Source organism: Rickettsiales endosymbiont of Trichoplax sp. H2 (assembly GCF_009690945.1).
Lineage (GTDB): Bacteria > Pseudomonadota > Alphaproteobacteria > Rickettsiales > Midichloriaceae > Aquirickettsia > Aquirickettsia rohweri.
Genome location: NZ_NPHZ01000001.1, coordinates 50,819 through 69,776 on the forward strand (window position 1 = coordinate 50,819; position 18,958 = coordinate 69,776).

At 27.6% G+C, this 18,958-nt stretch carries 20 protein-coding genes; 17 read left to right on the plus strand and 3 right to left on the minus strand.

Annotated elements, in window-relative coordinates; all coding sequences use genetic code 11:
* The gene (locus h2es_RS00310; RefSeq protein ID WP_154510340.1) at window positions 1-564 is read left to right on the plus strand and encodes a GNAT family N-acetyltransferase; all 564 of its coding nucleotides are present in this window, start codon (window positions 1-3) and stop codon (window positions 562-564) included.
* Window positions 565-574: 10 nt separating this feature from the next.
* Here h2es_RS00310 and fmt read toward each other — a convergent pair whose 3' ends face one another.
* Window positions 575-1,498: a methionyl-tRNA formyltransferase gene (fmt, locus tag h2es_RS00315; protein ID WP_154510343.1), complete on the minus strand. Its 924-nt coding sequence runs from the start codon at window positions 1,496-1,498 to the stop codon at window positions 575-577.
* A gap of 78 nt (window positions 1,499-1,576) precedes the next feature.
* On the opposite strand from fmt, the gene h2es_RS00320 reads away from it, so the two are divergent.
* From h2es_RS00320 to lpxB, 6 genes are all read left to right on the plus strand, one after another.
* A complete protein-coding gene (locus h2es_RS00320; protein WP_154510346.1) occupies window positions 1,577-2,551 on the plus strand; it encodes a hypothetical protein in 975 nt (324 codons plus the stop codon).
* Window positions 2,552-2,633: 82 nt separating this feature from the next.
* Window positions 2,634-4,019, plus strand: a complete 1,386-nt coding sequence (locus h2es_RS00325) for a M23 family metallopeptidase (protein ID WP_154510349.1) — start codon at window positions 2,634-2,636, stop codon at window positions 4,017-4,019.
* A gap of 6 nt (window positions 4,020-4,025) precedes the next feature.
* Window positions 4,026-5,009 (plus strand): M23 family metallopeptidase, encoded by a 984-nt coding sequence (locus h2es_RS00330; protein WP_154510352.1) that lies wholly within the window; start codon window positions 4,026-4,028, stop codon window positions 5,007-5,009.
* Between the two features lie 18 nt (window positions 5,010-5,027).
* Entirely contained in the window at window positions 5,028-6,509 is a 1,482-nt protein-coding gene (gene metG, locus h2es_RS00335) for a methionine--tRNA ligase (protein WP_154510355.1), read from the plus strand.
* A 22-nt stretch (window positions 6,510-6,531) separates the two neighbouring features.
* Window positions 6,532-6,804: an FAD assembly factor SdhE gene (locus h2es_RS00340; RefSeq protein WP_154510358.1), complete on the plus strand. Its 273-nt coding sequence runs from the start codon at window positions 6,532-6,534 to the stop codon at window positions 6,802-6,804.
* On the plus strand, window positions 6,788-7,957 hold the full coding sequence (lpxB, locus tag h2es_RS00345) for a lipid-A-disaccharide synthase (RefSeq protein ID WP_154510360.1): 1,170 nt from the start codon (window positions 6,788-6,790) through the stop codon (window positions 7,955-7,957). Before h2es_RS00340 ends, lpxB begins: the two co-directional genes overlap by 17 nt.
* A 204-nt stretch (window positions 7,958-8,161) precedes the next feature.
* Here the strand turns inward: lpxB and h2es_RS00350 are convergent, their stop codons facing one another.
* Window positions 8,162-8,875: a ZIP family metal transporter gene (locus h2es_RS00350; protein ID WP_154510363.1), complete on the minus strand. Its 714-nt coding sequence runs from the start codon at window positions 8,873-8,875 to the stop codon at window positions 8,162-8,164.
* Window positions 8,876-9,333: 458 nt separating this feature from the next.
* On the opposite strand from h2es_RS00350, the gene h2es_RS00355 reads away from it, so the two are divergent.
* From h2es_RS00355 to mutM, 10 genes are all read left to right on the plus strand, one after another.
* Window positions 9,334-10,566, plus strand: coding sequence for a porin (locus tag h2es_RS00355; RefSeq protein ID WP_154510366.1), 1,233 nt, complete (start codon window positions 9,334-9,336; stop codon window positions 10,564-10,566).
* Between the two features lie 235 nt (window positions 10,567-10,801).
* Window positions 10,802-11,905, plus strand: coding sequence for a spermidine/putrescine ABC transporter ATP-binding protein PotA (potA, locus tag h2es_RS00360; protein WP_230204218.1), 1,104 nt, complete (start codon window positions 10,802-10,804; stop codon window positions 11,903-11,905).
* Entirely contained in the window at window positions 11,895-12,749 is an 855-nt protein-coding gene (locus h2es_RS00365) for an ABC transporter permease (protein WP_154510372.1), read from the plus strand. Before potA ends, h2es_RS00365 begins: the two co-directional genes overlap by 11 nt.
* Window positions 12,750-12,823: 74 nt before the next feature.
* Window positions 12,824-13,519 carry an ABC transporter permease subunit gene (locus h2es_RS00370; protein WP_195909933.1) on the plus strand — a complete coding sequence of 232 codons (696 nt, stop codon included), beginning with the start codon at window positions 12,824-12,826 and terminating at the stop codon, window positions 13,517-13,519.
* The gene (locus h2es_RS00375; RefSeq protein ID WP_154510377.1) at window positions 13,512-14,537 is read left to right on the plus strand and encodes an ABC transporter substrate-binding protein; all 1,026 of its coding nucleotides are present in this window, start codon (window positions 13,512-13,514) and stop codon (window positions 14,535-14,537) included. The genes h2es_RS00370 and h2es_RS00375 overlap by 8 nt, the downstream gene beginning before the upstream one ends.
* Before the next feature lie 49 nt (window positions 14,538-14,586).
* Window positions 14,587-14,757, plus strand: a complete 171-nt coding sequence (gene rpmG, locus h2es_RS00380) for a 50S ribosomal protein L33 (RefSeq protein WP_126044703.1) — start codon at window positions 14,587-14,589, stop codon at window positions 14,755-14,757.
* A gap of 10 nt (window positions 14,758-14,767) precedes the next feature.
* Window positions 14,768-15,448 (plus strand): ABC transporter ATP-binding protein, encoded by a 681-nt coding sequence (locus h2es_RS00385; RefSeq protein ID WP_126044702.1) that lies wholly within the window; start codon window positions 14,768-14,770, stop codon window positions 15,446-15,448.
* Window positions 15,449-15,452: 4 nt separating this feature from the next.
* Window positions 15,453-16,481, plus strand: coding sequence for a Holliday junction branch migration DNA helicase RuvB (gene ruvB / locus h2es_RS00390; protein ID WP_154510379.1), 1,029 nt, complete (start codon window positions 15,453-15,455; stop codon window positions 16,479-16,481).
* A complete protein-coding gene (locus h2es_RS00395; RefSeq protein WP_154510381.1) occupies window positions 16,478-17,422 on the plus strand; it encodes a bifunctional riboflavin kinase/FAD synthetase in 945 nt (314 codons plus the stop codon). Before ruvB ends, h2es_RS00395 begins: the two co-directional genes overlap by 4 nt.
* Window positions 17,415-18,248 carry a bifunctional DNA-formamidopyrimidine glycosylase/DNA-(apurinic or apyrimidinic site) lyase gene (gene mutM, locus h2es_RS00400; RefSeq protein ID WP_154510383.1) on the plus strand — a complete coding sequence of 278 codons (834 nt, stop codon included), beginning with the start codon at window positions 17,415-17,417 and terminating at the stop codon, window positions 18,246-18,248. Before h2es_RS00395 ends, mutM begins: the two co-directional genes overlap by 8 nt.
* Here the strand turns inward: mutM and h2es_RS00405 are convergent.
* Window positions 18,245-18,958 (minus strand): TPM domain-containing protein, encoded by a 714-nt coding sequence (locus h2es_RS00405; protein WP_154510385.1) that lies wholly within the window; start codon window positions 18,956-18,958, stop codon window positions 18,245-18,247. The two genes, mutM and h2es_RS00405, sit on opposite strands and share 4 nt — an antisense overlap.

Sequence of the window (18,958 nt, forward strand, 5' to 3'; positions counted from 1 at the left end):
ATGAGTGTGATAGTATTAGAGACTAAGAGACTAATAATACGCACTTGGTCCCTCAAAGATAGTGAGGCTTATTATAATATAAATCAAGAAAAAGAGGTATTAAAGTTTTTACCTTCTAGTTTAAGTATAGAAGAAGTTAATAATTTTATTAAACAATCAAATATAGGCCATAAAAGATATGGATATTCACTTTGGGCCTTGGAATTGAAAAGTAATAATGAATTAATAGGATTTACTGGTTTAAATTATACTGATTGGAAAGCGAATTTTACACCAGCCGTAGAAATTGGCTGGAGATTAGGATTTAAGCATTGGGGTAAGGGATATGCATTTGAAGCTGCTATATCATCATTGAAGTATGGTTTTGAAAAATGTGACTTAGATGAAATTGTATCATTTACTGTTCCAAGAAATGTTCGTTCTATAAAATTAATGGAGAAGTTAGAAATGAAAAGAGATTTTAATGGAGATTTTTTTCATCCTAAACTTAAATTAACGCATCCTTTATCTCATCATATTTTGTATAGAATAAGTTCAAATAAATTTGTATATGATTTTAAATGATATAACATTATTATTTATTAAGTTTTGTGCCTTTAGTGATATTAAATCCTCTTAAAAACGCATCAGTATAAATCATTTTTCTTCCTTGTCTTTGTAATAATGTAGGCTTTAATATGCTATCTTTACAAGCTATACTAAGATTGTTATCAATTACTGTTCCAGGTTGATGTTTTTCATTATTTTCTTCAGTTGTTGCACAAATTATCTTAATTATCTCATTATTATATATAAAATATGCCCCTGGTTTAGGGCTTAATGCACGTATAACATTATTTACTTCAACTGCAGTTAAGTTAAAATCCAATAACTCTTCTTGTGAAGAAATTTTTTCTGCATAAGTTATACCTATGCTATCTTGTTTTCTATAAATAACCTTGTTTGTTTCAAATAACTTTAGTGCTTCTAATATCATATCGGCACCTAATTTACTGCACTTATCATGTAATTCTTTTGCAGTTAGTGTATTATCCAGAATAATTTTTTTTCTTAAAATAATATCCCCTGTATCTAATCCTTCATCCATTCTCATAATGCAAATAGCGGTTTTATTGTCGCCTGCCATTATAGTGCGTTGAATTGGGGCTGCACCTCTCCATCTAGGCAAATCAGAAGGGTGTATATTGATAAAGCCAAATTTTGGTATTTCTAAAAATTCTTTAGGTATTATTAAGCCATACGCTGCGACAATTGCAATATCAGGATTTATCTCTTTAAATTGATTTAATGCATCTGGGTCTTTTAATTTTTTAGGGACAAATATATTCAGTGAAAATTTTTCAGATAGCTTATGTATGGCGCTTTTTACTTCTTTCATGCCTCGTCCAGAATTCTTTGGTGCTTTTGTATATACAGCAACTACTTCATTATTAGAGTTAGCTAATTTTTCAAGAGTTGGACATGCAAATTCAGGCGAGCCCATAAAAACAATTTTCATAAATTTATATATTATTTTTTATTGATATTTGCTATATAATACTTTTTAAAGTTAATTATTCAATTAATAAGTGTTTTTATGACTTCATGTATAGAAGAGATCTTATGTATTTTTTCAAAAGATTATGATGATTATTTATCTGCTTTTTGTGAACAATCAAATTTAATTATTGATTTGTTAAAAGAAGCTCAACCTGAGTTTCCAAGTGAATATATATCTGGTAATTGTATTGATAGTAAAATGATAATTAAAGCTGAGGAAGAGCTTGTAAAGGTAACTCAAGAGAAATTTAGAGCTAGGCAGAGTGGGGAAGAAAGATCAGAATCATTAGTACCTACATGGATAACACGAGATGTTGCAGCAATAATTATTGATAATTTTAAAAAATTAAATTTTATTTCTGCAAAAAATCCAAAACTTCATCAATATCAGTGTGCTGCTTTGCTTGGCTCAACAGCTCCAAATATGGAAGAAAGATTTGTTTATTTAGTAGAGTTAATTAACGATTATGGAGTTGAGATAGAAAAATTATTTTTGTTAACTGGAACAAGGGCTGTTGATTCGAATAAATATAATGATGGTCCTGAGGAATATATAGAATCAGTAAGAAAAAAATACAATGTAGAAATAGTTACTGAAAAAGAGTTGATTCAAGATAAATATTATAGTGTTTGTAAAATAAATAATAAATGCTCTCAAGTGGAAATGATTCCTGTGATTGCTGAAAAAGATGAGAAAAAAGAGGGTAGAGCTACTACGGTAGATACCTTAAATAAATTTCAAGATTTTGCTAAGAATTGTAATCAAGTTCTTTATATTTCCGTTGCTCCTTTTATTGTATATCAAAATGAAATAATTGGTAAATTTTTTAAGAATAATATGCAACATAAATATGAAACAGTAGGAAAAAATGCTAACTTAAATGTTGGTTTGAATAGTCAAAAAATTGCACATTACATGGTTATGGCTTTTGCTGAAGCGCTTTTTTCAGCAGATAAAAGAATAAAAGAATCAATTAATACTGCGTATGATTTAGAAAAAGATGAATTGTAAACTATAGGATTAATCGTTATTAAGACTTGAAAAATTATAAAATTTATGGTTATATATCTAATATCTAATATATTGTTTTTCAATGCATTACTTTTTAAGTTTAACAAAGCTTGAAAGAATTAACTTTTTTTTGTTTGGTTTTTCATTATTTTGCATTATTGCAAATTTTATTTTTAGTGTTCAAGATAAAGAATCATTCAACACAACTAGACGTATTAGCATTAATATTGCATTTAATGATGATGTTAATGTAATTAATAAAGCTTTAGATTTAGGTGCCGAGCAAGATAGTTTGAATGAATATTCTTATAATTCACAGTTTTTAGAAAATGAATATTCTTATAGCGTAAGAAAAGGTGATACTTTAATAAAGATTCTTTCTGATATTGGATTTAATACAGGAGATTCGTATTCTATATCTAAGCAAATAAATAAACTACATGATTTAACAGGTCTTAATGTTGGGCAGGATTTGAAATTTATTTTTTCATCAAATAATGGGGAAAAAGTTAAAATAGGAAATTTGCCAAACAACTTTGCTATGCATGTTGAAGACAAAATTATTGAGGGTTCTTTAAGTCAAAGTAGTAATACTTATAAATTTAAGCTGTTAAAGCAAGTTTTTTCAAATAAATCTAAGCTTGTTAAAGGTTATGTAAATGAAAGTTTATATAATACTGCAATCTCAGAAGGTGCTTCTCCTAGTTTGGTAATGGATTATATAAAATTACTTAGCAATGATGTTGATTTTAAAAAAGAAATAAAGCCTGACAGCGAATTTAAAATATTATTTGATTACAAAGAAAATAGTGATGGAAAAATAATTGATAGTGGAAATATAATTTATGCATATTTATCGGTAAGAAACCGTAAATATGAGGTTTATCAATATAAGGATAGTAAAGGTGGTATTAGTTATTATCATAGTGATGGTAGTAATTTGAAAAATTCCCTTTTGAGTAAGCCTATTAAAAACGCTAGAATTTCTTCAGGTTTTGGTATGAGATTCCATCCTATTTTAAAGAGAAAGAAAATGCATAAAGGTGTTGATTATGCTGCAAGAGCAGGTACACCTATTATGGCTGCAGGTGACGGAATTATACAAGTAGTGAGATATGGAGCAGGATATGGTAAATATCTTGCTATAAAGCATAATAGTAAATATTCAACCTTATATGCTCATATGAGTAAATTTAAAACAGGCATTAGAAGTGGTAAACGTGTTAAAAGAGGAGATATTATTGGATATGTTGGAAGTACTGGTAGTTCAACAGGAGCGCATTTACACTATGAAATTAGAAAATATGGTAAGCCAATTAATCCTATTAAAGTAAAACCACTTATTTCTAATCCATTAGAAGGTCAAAAATTAGTAGCATTTAATAGGCAAAAAAAGAAGATTAATGACATGTTGCACAAAGAAAATAAAATTATGCTAGCTAATAATTCACCTAATATAAAAAAGTAACATTATATGAAATCAAATATAAATAATTACTTTATAATAACTTTACTATGTTTTTTGGTTGGATGTAGCTCAGTAGATAAATTTGCAGAAATTGAAAACAACCAATTTGTTTATTTTGGTAAAAATGAGAAGTATAAATTTGTTAAAATAGAAAGCAATAAAACAATTAGTGAAATTGCTCAAGAAAATCAGGTGCCAATTAAAGAAATAAAGAGGTTAAATTCACTAAAATCATACGATGACATAAAGGCTGGAACAACGGTAAAGATTCCTATTGGAAATTATTACCTAATTAAACCAAATGACACACTTGAAAGTATAGCTAGGGTACATGATATTGATATAAATTTATTAGCTAAAAAAAATGGTTTATCTATTGACTCAGAAATATATGCGGATGATTATATAAAAATTCCAGAAACAAAAGATGGTTTTGAGGAAACAGGTAATTATAAACATATTGATTTTCAGTCTTCAGAAATTTATGATGATGAGAATTTAGAAGGTGAACAAAAAAATGAAGTCAATGAGAATAACGATGAAGTTAATGATATTTTAACGACAAAGAAAGGTGTAGTTGTTGAATCACAAAAAGATAATAAATTTTTTAAGAATCAAAATCCTGCGAAGTCTAAGAATTTTATATGGCCAATTGAAGGTGATGTAATTAAAAGATATGGCGACCATGATGGGAAATTTAATGAAGGAGTAAATATTAGTGCTAGTAAAGGCTCTCCTGTTAAGGCGGCATCAAGAGGTGAAGTTGTTTATGCAAGTAAACAACAAGATCATGGAAATTTGATAATATTAAGGCATAATAATGGCTATATGACAGCTTATTCGCATTTAGATAAATTTTTAGTTAAGAAGGGACAAATTGTTAATAAAGGAACTCAAATTGGTACTGTTGGTAATTCAGGTAAAGTTGATAAACCTCAATTACAATTTTCTATGAAAAAGGGTAATCATACTATTAATCCAGATGGTTAGAGATTAAGTTAAAGTTGAATGCAAAAAACATTTTATATTACTACACCTATTTATTATGTAAATGATAAACCACATATAGGTCATGCATATACAAATATTGTTGCTGATGCTATCGCTAGATTTAAGAGATTAGATGGTTATGATGTTAAATTTTTAACTGGTACTGATGAACACGGACAAAAAGTTGAAAAATCTGCATTGCAAAATTCTATATCAACTCAAGAATATGTAGATAAGATAGCTTATAACTTTGTTAAGTTAACAGAAGATTTAAACTTATCTAATGATGATTTTATTAGAACTACAGAAAAAAGGCATAAGCTTTTTGTACAAAATATTTGGAATAAGCTTGTAGAAAATAAGTATATATATTTAGATAAATATTCAGGATGGTATTCAGTAAGAGATGAGGCATATTTTGCTGAAGCAGAATTAATAGATGGTAAGGCACCATCAGGTGCATCAGTAGAATGGATAGAGGAGCCAAGTTACTTTTTTAAACTATCATCTTTTCAAGACAAATTATTGAAATTATATAATGATTGTCCAGACTTTATAATGCCTGAAAGTAGAAAAAATGAAGTTATATCTTTTGTAAAATCTGGTCTGAAAGATTTATCGATTTCAAGAACATCATTTGAATGGGGGATAAAAGTTCCAAATGATGATAAGCATATTATGTATGTTTGGTTAGATGCATTATTTAATTATATTTCTGCACTTAGTGAAGACGATAGTTGTTTTTGGCCAGCTGAATTGCATATTGTTGGAAAGGATATTTTGAGATTTCATACCGTATATTGGCCAGCATTTTTAATGGCTGCAGGTATTAAAGTTCCAAAAAAGATTTTCGCTCATGGGTGGTGGACAAATAATGGTGAAAAAATTTCTAAATCAATAGGGAATATAATTGATCCATATGAAATTATTGATAAATATAATTTAGATTATTTTAGGTATTATCTTTTAAGAGAAATAACTTTAGGTAATGATGGCAATTTTTCAGAAGATAGTTTTGTTGAAAGATTAAATTCGGAATTGGTAAATAAAATTGGTAATCTTATTTATAGAACTACAAGTTTTATATTTAAAAATTGTGAACAAAAAATTCCAAACCCTGGTAAATATAATAATAAAGATCAAGATTTGCTAAATTATGCTTATGAGCAACTGTCTATTATAAGGAAGTTGATAGATAAACAGGACATAAAGCAAGTGTTAGAACAGATAGTGATGTTGAGTAATAAAGCAAATATTTATATTGATGAAGAAGCACCATGGAAATTGAAGAAAACAGATGTTAAAAGAATGCATACAGTTCTATATATTTTATCTGAAGTTATTAGAGTTATAGCTATTTTTCTTCAGCCTTTTATTCCTGGCTCAGCTAAGAATATTTTGGACTATTTTAATGTACAGTTAAGAGATTTCGATGCTATTTCAAGCAAGTATTCTATTAAACCAGGGCTTGTGATTGATGATCCAGTAATATTTTTTTAAAAGATAGAAACTTCACAAGATAATGGATCAAAATAATTTAAAAAAGAAGTTATTATACCAAAGTACGCATAGAGGATGTAAAGAATTGGATATAATACTTGGAGGCTTTGCAGAAAAATTTTTAATGAAGTTAGAATCTAAATCTACGTTAGATTATCAGGAATTGCTAAATGCTCCAGATAATGATATTTACGAATGGATAACTAAAAAGAAAATCCCACCAAAAAAATATGATACTGAGATTTTAAAAGAAATTATTTCATATAACACCAAACAACATGAAAAAAAATTATAAATTATTCTTTTCAGTAGGGGAAGCTTCAGGTGATATCTTAGCAGCAGATTTAATAAACTCATTAAAAAAATATAAGAGTTACGAATTTCAATTTTATGGGATTGCAGGGAAAAAAATGATAGATGCAGGAAAAATGCAGAGCATTTTTCCTAATGATGAATTATCTATTACAGGATATTTAGAAATTATACCAAAAATATTGAAAATTATATTTCGTTTATTTCAGACTTTTTTCTACATCAAGAAAATAAAGCCAGACTTAATAATAACAGTAGATTCTCCTGGATTTAATTTTCCTCTTGTAAAATTGGGAAGAAGGTTTCTAAAATTTAATATTCCAATAATTCACTATGTAGCTCCTACGGTATGGGCATATAAACCTGAAAGAGCTCAGAAGTGTGCCAAACTTTTTGATCATATGATGGTGATATTTCCTTTTGAAAAAAAATATTTTGATAATGTTGGCTTGAAATGTAGTTATGTCGGTAATCACACTATAAATAATAATTCATTTATTGATATATCTAAGAAGCAAAACATTAGAAAGAAGTATAACTTATCGAATAACAAAGTCATCACAATAATTCCTGGAAGTAGGAATAATGAATTAAAATATCATTTACCTATTATTAAGCAATATATTATAAAGATGACTCAAAGCATTAAAGATGTATTTTTTATAATACCTACATTGCAGCATTTAGAGAATGAAATTAAAAAGAATTTGCCTTTTAAGAATGTGCTTATAACAAAGAAAGATGATGAAAAAAAGGAGTTAATTAATATTAGTAATTTAATATTATGTAAATCTGGTACAAGCGTGCTGGAATCAATTGTAAAAAAAATACCTATAATAGTTTTTTACAAGATGAATATATTAACAGCTTATCTTATTAAGAAAAAATTAAAAATAAAGTATATCACTATATGTAATATTATAATGGATAAAATGGTGATACCTGAGTTGCTTCAAGAAAAATTTAATTTAGATAATCTACTTGAGGAATCAATCAATTTAATTGATGATTCGCAAAAAATTACTAAGCAATTAAAAGATTTTGATTTATTTTTATCGAAATTTAGTTCAACAAAAGTGAAGCAAGAAAAAGCTTCTGAAGTAGTGGTTAGATGTTTAGAAAATTCTCATAATTAACCCAAACTGCAATATGCACTACTGTTGTTACAAGCAATAGGATTGACCAAACTTGTCATCACGAGCCACGTTAGTGGCGTGGTGATCCATAAATAATATTTGTTTTATATTACTGGATTGCCACATTCACTTCGTTCGTTTGCAATGACTCAAACTAAATAAAGTTATCATACACTTTATAGTATTTGATTGCAATTACAGCTATTATTTCAATAATAAAATAATCAAAAAGCCTAAGAAAAACATTGATGTTGAAAATGTTGTTTCCTTTTCTTCATGAGCTTCCTTAAGTAATTCTTCTGTAACTAAGTATAATAATGCGGCAGAAGCAAAAGATGTTATTAAAACCATTATTGATTTTGAAGCATTTAGAAATGTTAATCCTATAGCTGATCCAATAAATACTAATAAAGCAAATATAAGATTAACTTTTATTATTGCCATAAAATTTTTACCTGATTTTTGTAATGAAGAATCGACAGATAAAACTAAGAAAAGTAATTCAAGCGATAGAGCAATACTTATAATAAAGCCCTTAGAAACACTTATTGCAAAACTGATCCCAACTAATAGGCCATCAATAAATATATCTATTGCAACAGCAATTAATAATGATGTTGAAGACTTACTAGAATGTGAATGATTATTGCTAAATATTCTTTGTATGATCAACATTAGAATTGTTCCTATAATATATCCTAATATTAATTGAGCTTTATGTGGTGTATTATATAGTTCTGGTATTAGTTCAACTGATAAAGCTGAGAATACAACTCCAGCACTAAAATGTTGTATTATACTTTTAGAGTTAGAGCTTAACGATGTAAATTTGAAAACCAAGCTACTTAAGATAATAGCAAATATTGGTAAGGATAAATAAATTAATAAATTGCTTAGAGTTAAAAAATAACTGCCCATGAATCATCAGTATTTGTATTTCATTTGAATTTAAGTGATTTCTTTTATTATTACAATAGCAATTCTTTGTATATGTATAATTTCCCGGATTGCCACGTTTCACTGTGTTGCGCTCGCAATGACATGGAGGGTAATTATATTGTTCACAATAATAATTTTGATTTAGTCATCACGAAGGTGGGGACCATACCGTCCAAAGTCATCACGAAGGGAGGTGTAATACTATCCACAGTCATCACGAAGTTGCATATCAACTGTGGTGATCCAGAAATATTGCCTCACTTAATTTTTATTGATATATTTCTGGATTGCTGGACTGATTCACAATAAACACTTCAAAAGTGTAGTAAAAAAACAACACACTAGATTTATTTTAATGAATTTTAGGCATATTGCTTTGAATTTTGCATTTTTAGCATATATTGTAACTTAACTTAACAAATATAAGTAATACTATTATGAATAAATTTTTATTAACAACTGCTTTAGCTGGTGCTGTTGTATTTACTGCTCAAGCTGGAGATGTTGAAACATCAATTTCTGGGTCTATTGATTCAAAATTTGTAAATACACATCAAAGAGATGCATTTAGAAAGGCTTTGAGTGGACCTGATGCAGGAAACAAATTAGCAAATAACAACATTGCAACTGATGCATACATTAACTTTAATATTAAAGGTGAAGTTAAAGATGGTTTGAAATATGGTGGTTTAGTTAAATTAAACGCAAATACGTCTAAATCTAAAAAAGAAGTATATCTTAAAGATAATGAGAGAAGTGTTGCAGAGCAGGTAATGGCTTTCTTAGAAAGTGGTTATGGTAGAGTTGAAGTTGGTAACTATACTGGTGCTTCTGAATCAATGAAAGTTAATGCTGGAACTTTTGCAAGTGCAACAGGTGGTATTAATGGTGATGCTCAATATTATTGGAATGCTGCAACATTCGATGGAAAAGATACTAAGGAAACATTCGTACAAACTGCAAATCTTCCAACAAATGAGCTTGGTACATCTGGTTTAAGGGGCGTTAATGCTGCTAAATTAAATTACTATACTCCAGAATTCTCTGGTTTTAGATTTGGTGCAACATTCATTCCAAATACAAAAGCTTTTGGTACAGCTTCTCAAGTTGCTGGATTAACTAAAGATGCATCTGGATTTAAAAATATTTTTGAAGCAGGTTTATCATATACAACTGAAGTTAAAGAAGTTGGCGTTAAATTAGCTGCAGTTAGCCAATTTGGTAAAAATCAAAATGTTAATTCTCCAGGTACTACTGATGGTAAAAAACATAAAAATCTTAGAGCTTTTGAAGTTGGAACAAACTTAAGTTATAAAGGATTCACAGTTGGTGGCTCTTATGGTGACTGGGGTAAATATGATGTTGTTGAACAAGATTCAAGTCAATATGGTAAAACAAGTTACTGGACAGCTGGTGTTGGATATGCAAATGGTCCATTATCTGTAAGTTTAACTCATTTACAAAGTAAAAAAGGTGCTACAGATAATAAAAAATCTGCATTCAACAAACTTAGAAACACAGTGTTAGGTGTTGACTATAAAGTTGCTCCAGGTGTATTACCTTATGTTGAATTTGCTTCATTCAAAATGAATCAAGCTACTCAAAAAGCTAATCCTGAAAATAATAACAAAGGTCATATCATTATGACTGGTATTAAATTAAATTTCTAATATTTAATACTTTTAAAATTTTTAAAAGCAGGGCATTTGCTCTGCTTTTTTTATTGTCACTTTTTAGTTTTCTGGATTATTACAGTCGCTAAGTCTCTTCACAATGACGATTTGCAAAATTATTGATATAATTGCAATTTTGCTTTGATAAATATAAAAAAATAAGTATATTAAAGAGCTTTGTTAGAGATTTTTGCCAATCTAGCATAATTTAATATTGGAGGGTATTTTAAACTTGAAAAACAATTTTCCAATCTTGGTTCTGAGTAATATATCTAAAAATTACCATGGAGATGAGGTAATAAAGGATATTAATTTATCTGTAAATAATGGTGAATTCATAGCAATACTAGGTCCATCTGGATGTGGTAAAACTACTCTCCTCAGGCTCATAGGTGGGTTTGAGATTCCAGATTCAGGAAGTATTTCGATTAACAAAATCAAAGTTAATAATACATTACCTTCAAATAGAAAAGTCAACACTGTTTTTCAAAATTATGCATTATTTCCTCATATGAATGTTTATGATAATATTGCTTTTGGCTTAGTTGTTGAGGGTAAATCTAAAAATTATATAAAAGAAAAGGTTTATGAAATAGCAGAAAAAGTTGGCTTAGAGAGATTGTTATTTAGAATGCCTGATCAATTGTCTGGTGGACAGAAGCAAAGAGTTGCAATAGCAAGAGCAATAATTAAAAAACCTCATATTTTGCTCTTAGATGAGCCATTAAGTGCCCTTGATAAAAATCTAAGGCAAAAAATGCAAATGGAACTTAAGACACTGCAAAAAGATTTAGGTATTACTTTTATTTTAGTTACGCATGACCAAGAAGAAGCTCTATCTGTAGCTGATAGGGTTGTGGTGATGAGTGAAGGGAAGATAGAGCAAATAGGAACGCCAAGAGATGTGTATGAAACTCCCTGTAACATGTTTGTGGCAAAATTTGTGGGTGAGATAAACATTTTTGATGCTGAAGTTGTAAAAATTACTTCTAAAAAAATTACTCTTTTTGTTGAAAATGAAGTTACTTATGTAACAGAAAATCGTTATAATTTTAAAATTGGTGAAAAGGTAAAATTATTATTTAGGCCAGAAGACCTAAGAACTGAAACTATTAAAGATTCTAAAACTTTAAAAAATGTATTGATTGGTAAGGTTGAAAATACAACATATAAAGGTGCAACACTTGAATCATCAATAATTCTTAAAAGTGGCAAAATTATTAAAGCTAGTGAATTTTTTGATGAAGATGATGAAGATTTTGATTATAAAGTTGGTGAAAATATAACTATCAATTGGATTGATGGTTGGGAGGTTATTCTGAAAGATGAAGAATAATAATATTTTTAAAAAAGTTGTTATTTTCAATACTTTATTATGGCTTTTTATAACAGCAGTCATACCCAATTTATTAATTGTTTTTATAAGTATGACTAAAAAAGAATATGGTGAGTTATTTAGTTTCACTTTTACAATAGAAAATTTTTTTCAGGCTTTTTCACCACTTTACTTTAAGGTTTATATTAATTCTTTAAAGATAGGAATAATAAGCGTACTGCTATGTTTAGTGATTGGATATCCTTATGCATTTATCATTTATAGGGAGAAAAATAAAATAATTAAAAATTTACTATTGATAGCAGTAATAATACCATTTTGGACTAGTTCTTTAATTAGGACTTATTCAATAATATTTATTTTAAAATTAAATGGAATTTTAAATAAAATGTTAATGACAATTGGAGTAATTAAATTACCATTCAACATGCTTTATAGTGAAGGTGCTGTGATATTTGGATTTATTTATACTTTAATACCGTTTATGATAATTCCAATATACTTATCTTTGAGAAAAATAGAGAATTCTACAATAGAATCGGCAAAAGATTTAGGGGCTACATTGTTGCAGATTTTTATAAAAATTATTTTTCCTCTTAGTAGTAATGGTGTTATGTCTGGTTGTTCAATGGTTATGCTTTCGTCACTCGGGATGTTTTATTTATCTGATTTACTTGGAGGATCAAAAAATATATTAATTGGAAATTTAATAAAGGATCAGGTTTTACTTAACAATGACTGGAATTTAGGTGCTGCTATTAGTATAGTGCTTTATATTTTTGTTGTTTTTGGAATTATACTCCAAAAAGAAAGTTATAAAATTAATTTTTATAATAATAAGTAATGATGAAAAAAATAAAATATATATACTTGACTACTTTTATTTTTATTCTTTATTTCCCTATTTTTATTTTAGTTATGAACTCATTTAATGATTCAAAGATATCAGTAAAATGGGAGGAATTTACATTTAAGTGGTATTTAAAACTTTTTGATAACGTTGCTATAATTGAATCCATGAAGAATTCAATTATAATTGCGTTTTTATCTGCTTTTTGCACTTGTATTATTGCTACAATTGCATCATTTAGTTTCTATAGATATAAATATATTGGTAGGAAAATAATTTATTTTTTTATACAGATAATGATCATGTTTCCAGATATAATACTTGGAGTTAGTTTGCTATTTTTATTTGTGTTATTAAATTTTGAGTTAGGTTTCACTACATTATTAATTTCCCATATAACATTAGCATTACCATTTGCAATAATTACAATATTTGCAGGGTTTAAGGGATTAGATAAAAACACAATTGAAGTAGGTAGGGATTTAGGGGCAAGTGATTTTAATATATTAAAGAGAATAATTATTCCCTTAATATTACCAAATATATTAGCTGCTTTTCTTATATCTCTTACTTTATCGCTTGATGATGTGTTAGTTAGTTACTTTGTAAGTGGTCCGCAATTTGAAATATTACCTCTTACTATATTTTCTTATGCAAGAATAGGTGTGAAACCAGAAGTAAATGCAATATGTACATTAATGCTAGTAGTTTCTATACTCTTCATTTTATTATCACAAACTTTGTTAAAAGATAGATATGATTAAATTTATTATAACATTAATATTAATATTTAACATTAATATGGCTTTTGCTAATAAGCTTTATATATACGGTTGGTTTTCTTCTATTCCAGATAGAATTATTAATAAGTTTACAAAAGAAACTGGCATAAAAGTTTTTATGTCCTCTTATGAAAATAATGAGACAATGTATGCAAAGTTAATGTTATTAGGTAAGCAACCTAGTTATGATATTGTCTTTCCTTCTACTTACTTTATAAAAAAAATGGCAAAAAATAATATGCTTGAAGAACTAGATAAGTCAAAAATTCCTAATTTTAAAAATATAAATAAGGATGTGTTGAATTTAGATTTTGATCCTAAAAATAAGTTTAGTATTCCTTATGTAATGTGGTTTACTGGAATAATGTATAATCCAAAATTTGTTGATAAAAAGATAGATAGTTGGAATGACTTATTTGATCCAAAATATAAGAAAAAAGTTTTATTACTTGATGATGTTAGAGAAGTGTTTCATATAGCATTAAATTTATTAGGTTATGATGCTAATACTGTAGATGAAAAAGAAATAAAAAATGCATATGAAAAGTTAAAATCTGTACTTCCAAATATAAGTCTGTTTGCAGCTGAATCTACTAAACAATATTATTTAAGCGAAGATATAGTAGTCGGTATGAGCTGGAATGGGGATGCTTATGAGGCGATGCTTGAAGATGAAAATTTAAAATTTATTTATCCTAAAGAAGGAGCAATTTTTTCTATGGATAATTTTGTAATATTAAAAAATGCAAAAAATAAAGAAAATGCGTATCAATTTATTAATTTTATTTGTAGAACAGATATTGCTAAAGAAATTATAGAAGAAATTGGTTTAAGTATACCTAATTTAGCAGCAAAAAATTTATTAGATTCAAAATTTAAAAATAATAAAGCTATTTTTCCAAGTCCTGAAGTTATCGATAAAAGCATCATACATAATGATTTAGGTGAAAGTATTAGGTTATATATAAAATATTGGAATATGTTAAAAGTTGAAGATTAAAAAACATTAGCTATAATACTGGCAAAGTAATAGTTTTTAGTAATGAATTATGGCAAAGAAAAATACGATTCTGGTTAAGTTAGTTAGTAGCGAAGGAAGTGGGTATTTTTTTGTTAAAAAAAGAAATCCAAAACAGCTAAAGGAAAAATTAAATTTCAAAAAGTATGACCCTGTATTAAGGAAACATGTAATGTTTAATGAAAAAAAGCTAACTAGCTAGTGTATAAGTAGTGGCTTGTTTAATATCTTTAAAGAATATTAGTAAGAGTTATATATTTAATAAGGAAAACTATAAAGTCCTAAAAGCAATTAATTTAGATATTAAACAAGGTGAGGCAATATCAATTATAGGACCATCAGGGTCGGGTAAAAGTACATTGCTGAAGTTAATTGGGTTATTAGATATTCCAAATTCAGGTACAATAACAATTAATGGGATTGATTGTGAAAAAATTTCGGAGAGTAAGCAAACTATTTTAAGAAGAGAATTTATTGGTTTTATTTTTCAATCATATAATTTACTTCCAGATTTTACTGCTTTAGAAAATGTTATTATACCTCAAAGCATATTAGGTATAGGATCAAACAAAGCCACTGCTGTTGCTAAAGAGCTGTTTAAAGAGTTAAAAATAGAGGATAAGGTAAATAATTATCCAAATCAATTATCAGGTGGAGAACAACAAAGAGTAGCCATTGCTAGAAGTTTAATTAATAAACCAAAATTAGTTTTAGCAGATGAACCTACTGGCAATTTGGATGTAACAAATACAAAAAACATATCAAAAATATTGAGATCAGTATCGAAGAAATATAAAATTACAACGATTATAGTAACTCATGATATGGATGTTGCAAAAAATTCAGATAAGATTTACTCTTTAAAAGATGGTAATTTAGAATTTCAAAAGTAATACTATGGATATTAAGGGTAGCGAAATAATAAGGGATAAAATAACTAAAGAAGATCTTAATGAAGTAGGAATTAGGCCAGGGAAATTAGAAGAGTTCATTGGGCAAAAAAAAATAGTTGAAAATTTAAAAGTTTTTATAGGTGCAGCAAAATTTAGGAGTGAAAGTTTAGATCATGTATTATTTCATGGACCTCCTGGACTTGGCAAAACAACATTAGCACAAATAATTGCAAAAGAAGTAAATTCAAATATTAAAATTACTTCGGGACCGATGTTAAGTAAGACTAGAGATTTAGCAGCAGTTTTAACAAATCTTGAAGAAAATGATATTTTGTTTATAGATGAGATTCATAGAATGACTTCATCTGTGGAAGAAGTTTTATATCCTGCTATGGAAGATTTTTATATTGATTTAATTATTGGAGATGGTCCTGCTGCTAAGACAGTAAAAATTAATATACCAAAATTTACCCTTGTAGGAGCAACTACTAGATTAGGTTTATTAACCAATCCACTGCGTGATAGATTTGGCATTACTTTCAAATTAGATTTTTATTGTAACTCAGAATTAGAAAAAGTTGTAAGTAGAGCTGCAACAATTTTTAAAGTTGAAATTTCTCAAGAAGCTGCTGAGGAAATATCTCGGTGTTCGAGAGGCACTCCTAGAATTGCTGTGAAATTATTAAAAAGAGTTAGAGATTATGCTAACTATAATAAAAATCATTTTATTGATATGGAACTGGTTAGAGATTCACTGAAACAATTACATATCGATTCAATAGGTTTGGATAATTTAGATTATAAATATATAAATTTTATAATAAATAATTATAATGGCGGGCCTGTTGGTATAGATACAATATCAGCAGGGTTATCTGAAGAAAGAGACACAATTGAAGATACAATTGAACCATATTTACTTCAGCTTGGTTTTATAAACCGTACTCCTAGAGGGAGAGTCATTACAAGTGCTTGCTTAAATCATATGGGTATGAAAATTACAAATAATGACTTAGAATTAAATTTAAAATGAAGGTAATACACTGTAATATAAATTCTAAAATTGATTTAAAGAATATAGTTTTAGCTATTGGTAATTTTGATGGTGTGCATTTAGGACATCAGAAGATAATACTACAATGTATAAAATTAGCTAAAGACAATAATTTGATTCCAGCGATATTAACTTTTTATCCTCATCCAAATAGTATAATAAACTCTAAAATTAAGAAAAAACTTATCTTTGATAATGTTGAGAAAATTGAATTATTAAAAAATTTTGACATAAAATACATGTTTATTTTTCAATTTGATCATGAATTTATGAATATGTCTCATGGTGATTTTGTTGAGAAAATTTTAATCAAAAAATTTGATGTTAAAGGTGTTGTTACAGGTTATAATTTTCATTTTGGTAAAAATAGATTAGGAAATGCTAATTTTTTATCTGAGTCTTCTAATAACTATGGTTTTTTTTATGAAGTCATAGATAAATATAAGAAAGATTATATTGAAGTTTCTTCTTCAAAGTTAAGGGAATTAATTGCTAAAGGTATGGTTGAAACTGTTAGAAAGATTTTAGGTATATACTATTTTATAAGTGGTGTAGTTTGTTATGGTAAAAAGTTAGCTGGGAAGCTAGGATATAAAACTGCAAATATAAAATTAATTAAAGATTTAGTATATCCTTTGAACGGTGTTTATTTAGTTAGGGTGACAGTAAAGGATCAGAAAGATAATTCATATTATGGAGTTGCTAATATAGGTGTTAAACCAACCTTTTCCCAAAATCATGAAAGAATGTTAGAAGTGCATATTTTTGAATTTGGTCAAGATATTTATGAGAAAGATATAAAAGTAGAATTTATAAGTTTTGTACGACCTGAAAGGCAATTTAGTATAGTTGAGGAGTTACAATCACAAATTAAAAGAGATATAAATTTTGCAAAGTATTTATTAAAGATTTATGCCTGAGCTTCCTGAAGTTGAAACTATTGTAAGAGGTTTAAAAAAAGTTTTAATTTATAGTAAAATTATTTATATATATAAAAGCAAATATAATCTTAGAATATCGTATACTAAAAATTTTGAAACAGAGTTATTAGATTCTAAAATCATAAATGTATATAGATTAGCAAAATATATAATTATTGAGACTGATTTTGGTAAATCTATAATTATACATCTAGGAATGTCAGGGAGATTATTGTTTCAAAATTCAATTTATAAAAAGCATCAAAAGCATGATCATGTAGTTTTTCATTTATCAGATAATAAGAGGATCATTTACAATGATCCTAGGAGATTTGGTTTAGTACAATTTATTAAAAATTCAGATATTTTTCAAAATAAATTATTTAAAGATTTAGGAATTGAACCGTTTTCTAAAGATCTTAATTATGATTATTTTATTTCTAAAATTAAAAATAAAAATTCATCTATTAAGCAATTTTTAATGAATAACCAAAATATTGTTGGTATTGGAAATATTTATGCAAATGAAATTTTACATTTAGCTAAGATATCACCATTCAAATCAGTAAAGTATTTGAATACGCATGAGATAAAAATATTGATAGAAAGTATAAAAATAATATTAAATAATGCTATAATTGCTGGAGGGTCTAGTTTGAAAGACTATATCGCTCCTAACGGTATGCTTGGCAATTTTCAAAGCTATTTCAAGGTATATAATAGAGAGAATAAAGATTGTTTCAATTGTAAAAAAGGAAAAATTATAAAAACAACTTTTTGTCAAAGGTCCACATATTATTGTGTATATTGCCAAAAAGTTAACTAAAATTTTCCGGATGAACCTCCGCCACCAAAGCTGCCACCGCCGCCAGAAAATCCATCATCATCAGAAAATCCACTGTTACCAAAATCTCCAGAGTCGTCTCCATCTCTGCCTTTACCTTTAATGCTACGCCAACCCCAAATCCACAAAATGATAAATATAATGAAGATAATACAAGCCCACAAATTAATCTCAAAATTGCTTTCTTGAGAGTTTTTATTTTTTACATCACCCTTAGATAATATTTCTTTGACTTTATTTACAGCATTTAATAATCCTTGATTATAATTTCCTTTTTTAAGTGATGGGGCTATTTGATTACGAATAATTTCTGATGTCACAGCATCAGTAAGTTTAGCTTCAAGACCATAGCCAACTTCTATGCGTATAGATCTTTCATTCACATCTACAATAATTATAGCTCCATTATCTTTATCTTTTTGACCAATACCCCAGTGCCTAGCTAATTTATAACCGTAATCTTCTATAGAATGACCATCAAGAGTTGGTAATGTTACTATTACTATTTGATCTGTAGTAGTATTCTCTATATTTGTAAGAATTTCTGTTAGTTGATCTTTTGTAGCTGGAGATATAACATTTGCTTGGTCCACTACACGTCCAGTTAAAGTAGGAAAAGATAGCGCAAAACTAGACTCAGTAAGAAACGAAAAACATAGTATTACACAATATAAATATCTAATTTTTTTCAT